4 protein-coding genes are annotated in these 3,546 nt (G+C 60.9%); 3 read left to right on the forward strand and 1 reads right to left on the reverse strand.

The genetic code is table 11. The annotated features are described in order from the left end of the window. Positions 1-414 precede the first annotated feature (414 nt). Positions 415-642, forward strand: a complete 228-nt coding sequence (locus CKO23_RS24115) for a hypothetical protein (protein WP_200335951.1) — start codon at positions 415-417, stop codon at positions 640-642. Positions 643-672: 30 nt separating this feature from the next. On the opposite strand, the gene CKO23_RS24120 is transcribed toward CKO23_RS24115, so the two are convergent. Beyond that, positions 673-837 (reverse strand): hypothetical protein, encoded by a 165-nt coding sequence (locus CKO23_RS24120; protein ID WP_200335953.1) that lies wholly within the window; start codon positions 835-837, stop codon positions 673-675. Between the two features lie 134 nt (positions 838-971). On the opposite strand from CKO23_RS24120, the gene CKO23_RS27060 reads away from it, so the two are divergent. Further along, the gene (locus CKO23_RS27060; protein WP_440870595.1) at positions 972-2,414 is read left to right on the forward strand and encodes a PKD domain-containing protein; all 1,443 of its coding nucleotides are present in this window, start codon (positions 972-974) and stop codon (positions 2,412-2,414) included. Between the two features lie 71 nt (positions 2,415-2,485). Further along, on the forward strand, positions 2,486-3,073 hold the full coding sequence (locus tag CKO23_RS24130) for an RHS repeat-associated core domain-containing protein (protein WP_200335959.1): 588 nt from the start codon (positions 2,486-2,488) through the stop codon (positions 3,071-3,073). Positions 3,074-3,546: the final 473 nt, after the last annotated feature.

A 3,546-nucleotide genomic window follows, 5' to 3' on the forward strand; every position in this document is an offset into this window, starting at 1 on the left:
CTTGATGACGTCTTCTGGACTGTAATGATTTTCTTCAACCGCATGAACGGCAATTTTTCGAATATAACTCATCACCTCGTCAGGGATTAGACGTGCATCGGATAACCAGTTGGGTTTCATGATAGGCCTCATCATTTAACTATCGTATAATGACTTAGACGCCTCATTGTGATTTTTGTTCCAGTAAATGCCTGGATTATTAATACGGTGGCTATAGAAAGCTGCTCCAAGGTGTTGCGAACGATTCACGTACAACACTGGGTACAGATAGATTTGGCAATGCCTGGTCCGCAAGAACTCGATCTGATGGTAGCCAAGTATGGGCTCAGACCCGGAATGGTGTGATCCAGAACGGTGGTGTGAATTCAACTCCTCGCACCTTTAATCCTCAAACAGGGCTTTCGGGGAGGTGAGATGAGTACCGAATTGATGGATGAGAAAACAGCTTATGCAGCTATGTATGAGTTTCTCGTTGATTACTATGAAAGGACTAAATCTGATGATGTCGGAGCGCTTTTAGGGGGGATGAGCCTATTGCCGGATGGCAATCCCGCTGATCCAGCTATTTGGCCAGATTGGATGAATAGTGTTTCTAAAGCAAAAGGGCAGGCAAGCGATTTGTCGTTGGATTTGAAGAGTTAATATATAGAGAGCCCGGTTCCGCTGGGCTTTCTACTTCACCGCCTCAATCAACTTGATATCCTGCCTGAGCATCTCATTGACGAGCTGGGCGACTTCCACGCCCTTTGATCTGGCCCGTTCCTGAAGGTAGCTCTGCACCTCATCATCGAGATACGGGATAGGGGTCAGGTCTTGAAAAGCAGCGTCTTCTCCCATCGCGCCTCGTTATCCGCAAAGACATCATACAGACTTCCCGGATTTCCAATTGCCCAAACGAGGGGAAAGGGACTCGTCAGCTTTAGGATCGGTCAGTCTCACAGTCTCAGGAATAGTCGGGGACGTACCACGTTATTCCTGACGCGGGCGCCTCCGCCGACCCCGACGGCACCCTGAGCGCCTACGCCTGGGCGCAGAGTGCGGGCACCACGGTGGTGCTGCAGAACGCCGACCAGGCGCAGGCCCACTTCACCGCCCCCGATGTCGTGGCCGCGGAGACCTTGGAATTCGTCCTCACCGTCACCGACAACGACGCCGAGCGCGCGAGCGACAGCGTCTCGGTGCAGGTCGCGTCGACCCAGCCCAACACGCCCCCGGTGGCGATCGCCGGGCCTGACCAGAGTGTAGTCGCGGGCGCCGCGGTCACCCTCGACGGCAGCGACTCCTACGACGCCGAAGGCGCGATCACCTATGCCTGGCAGCAGACCTCCGGGCCGACCCTGCAGTGGCAAGGCGCCACGGACACCGCCAGCGTCAACTTCACCACCCCGATCGTCGGGAGCGACTACGCGTTGGCCATCAGTCTGACAGTGACCGATGCCCAGGGGCTGAGCGCGAGCGATGCAGTCGTCGTCGCGGTGCAGGATCCCGGCACCGGCACGGACACTGACGGCGACGGCGTCCCCGACGACCGCGACAACTGCCCGAGTACCCCCAACCCCGACCAGGCCGATAGCGATGCTGACGGTGTGGGCGATGCCTGCGATGCCTGCCCGCTCGACCCCGACAACGATGCCGACGGCGATGGGCTGTGCGCGAATCTCGACAACTGTCCGACGGTGTCCAACCCCGGGCAGGAGCAGACGGGCGACAACCTGGGGCGCGAGTTCGGAGACGCCTGCGTTTCCCCGAGCGTCAAGATTCCCGCGAGCGTGACCCTCGGCACCGGCGTGACGATCGCCAAGGGTGTCAAGCTGGGGAATGATGTCACGATCGGCGACAACACCCGTCTCGACAAGAACGCGACGATCAAGGACGGCGCCACCCTCGGATCGGACGTGAGCGTCGGCGAGAAGGCCACCCTCAAGGAGGGGGCCGTTGTCGGTAATGGATCGAGCCTCGAAGCCAAGGCCACCATCGGCGCCGGCGCGCAGCTCGGCGCTCAGGTGAGCGTCGGCGAGTCCGCCACCGTCAAGGAGGGGGCGATGGTCGGTGATGGATCGACCCTTGGAACGAAAGTCACCATCGGTGCCGGCGCACAGCTCGGCGCCCAGGTGAGCGTCGGCGAATCCGCCACCGTCAAGGCCGGGGCGCAGCTCGGCGCTCAGGTGAACGTCGGCGAAAAGGCGAGCATCGGCGAGGACGCCATGATAGGGGAGCGCTGTGCGATCGCAGCCAACAGCACCCTGAAGCAACAGGTGGTGTTGGGCATGGACGTCATCGTGGGCAGGAACACCCAGATCAAAGCGGCGGCGCAGGTGGGCGACAGAGCCCGCATCGGAGACGATGTCACCGTCAAGGCCGGGGTGGTCGTTCCCGCCGATGCGGTCATCCCCGATGGGGCGGTCGTGAAGTAGGACGCGGCCCGGTCACGCCTCGGCGTTGATCGGGCCAATGTCAAGACCAGGCAGGACACGGAGATGACGACATGAACCGAAGCACACACCGAAGGGTTGCGAACGGACTCTCGTGGGTTGGGCACATCCTGCTCGCGACCCTGCTGCTGAGCCTGCTTGCCGGCCAAGTCGCGGCCAAGGACCGCATCACCTACTTCCACAACGACGCCCTGGGCTCGCCGGTGGCGGCCACCAACGAGGCCGGCGAGGCGCTCTGGCACGAAGACTACGCCCCTTATGGCGCGCGCCTGCTGCGCGAGGACGATGGCGCCAACGAACTCTGGTACACCGGCAAGCAGGAGGAGGAAACCCTCGGGCTGCACTACTACGGCGCGCGGTGGTACGACGCCGAGATCGGGCGGTTCCTCTCGCTCGACCCGGCCGGGTTCGACGAAGGGAACCTGCAGAGCTTCAACAAGTATGCCTATGCGAACAATAATCCGTACCGGTTTGTGGATCCGGATGGGAAAAGTCCGCTAGCCGTCGGAATTGCCGTGACCGTGATAGCCATCGCCTACGTCGGTCCGGCGAACGCCCCGGCGGTGGGGCAAGCGACCGAATCGGGCTCCCTGCTCGACATGGCTCTGGCCGTGCAGCCCGAGTTCAAGGCAGGCGGATAGCTCGGGGCGGGAATGTGGGGCGCCATCGTTCGGCACGCCAACAAGGCGATGGATGCCGCAAGGGTGGCAGACGAAGCAGCGTTCACGTCGAGAGCTGCGCGAAGGCAGTCGATGCGCGATGCGGGTATTCCGACGAGTCAGCAGCCAGTGTCGCAATCACGGAATGCTTCTGGCCGCGAGTACTCGTATGACGTACGTACGCCAGGTGGTGGCACTCAGCGTATGTCGGTCCAGCAGCAGACGATGGATAGGAGTCACCCTGGACAGGCACATTGGGAGGCTGGTCGCGTCAAGACCGATCCTTCGACAGGAACGGTGCGTAAAAACAACTACGGGCGACCGGCATAGGGCAATCGCATCACATTTTCCTAATATTCGAGTCCTTGGAGGCTGCCTTTCGAGGCGTGATCTTCGGGGCCTCGAACACCAGCTTGGTGAGATAGGGTTCGTTCCAGGCGGCCTTCATTCGCTTG

This window comes from Thiocystis violacea, assembly GCF_016583565.1.
Classification (GTDB): domain Bacteria; phylum Pseudomonadota; class Gammaproteobacteria; order Chromatiales; family Chromatiaceae; genus Thiorhodococcus; species Thiorhodococcus violaceus_A.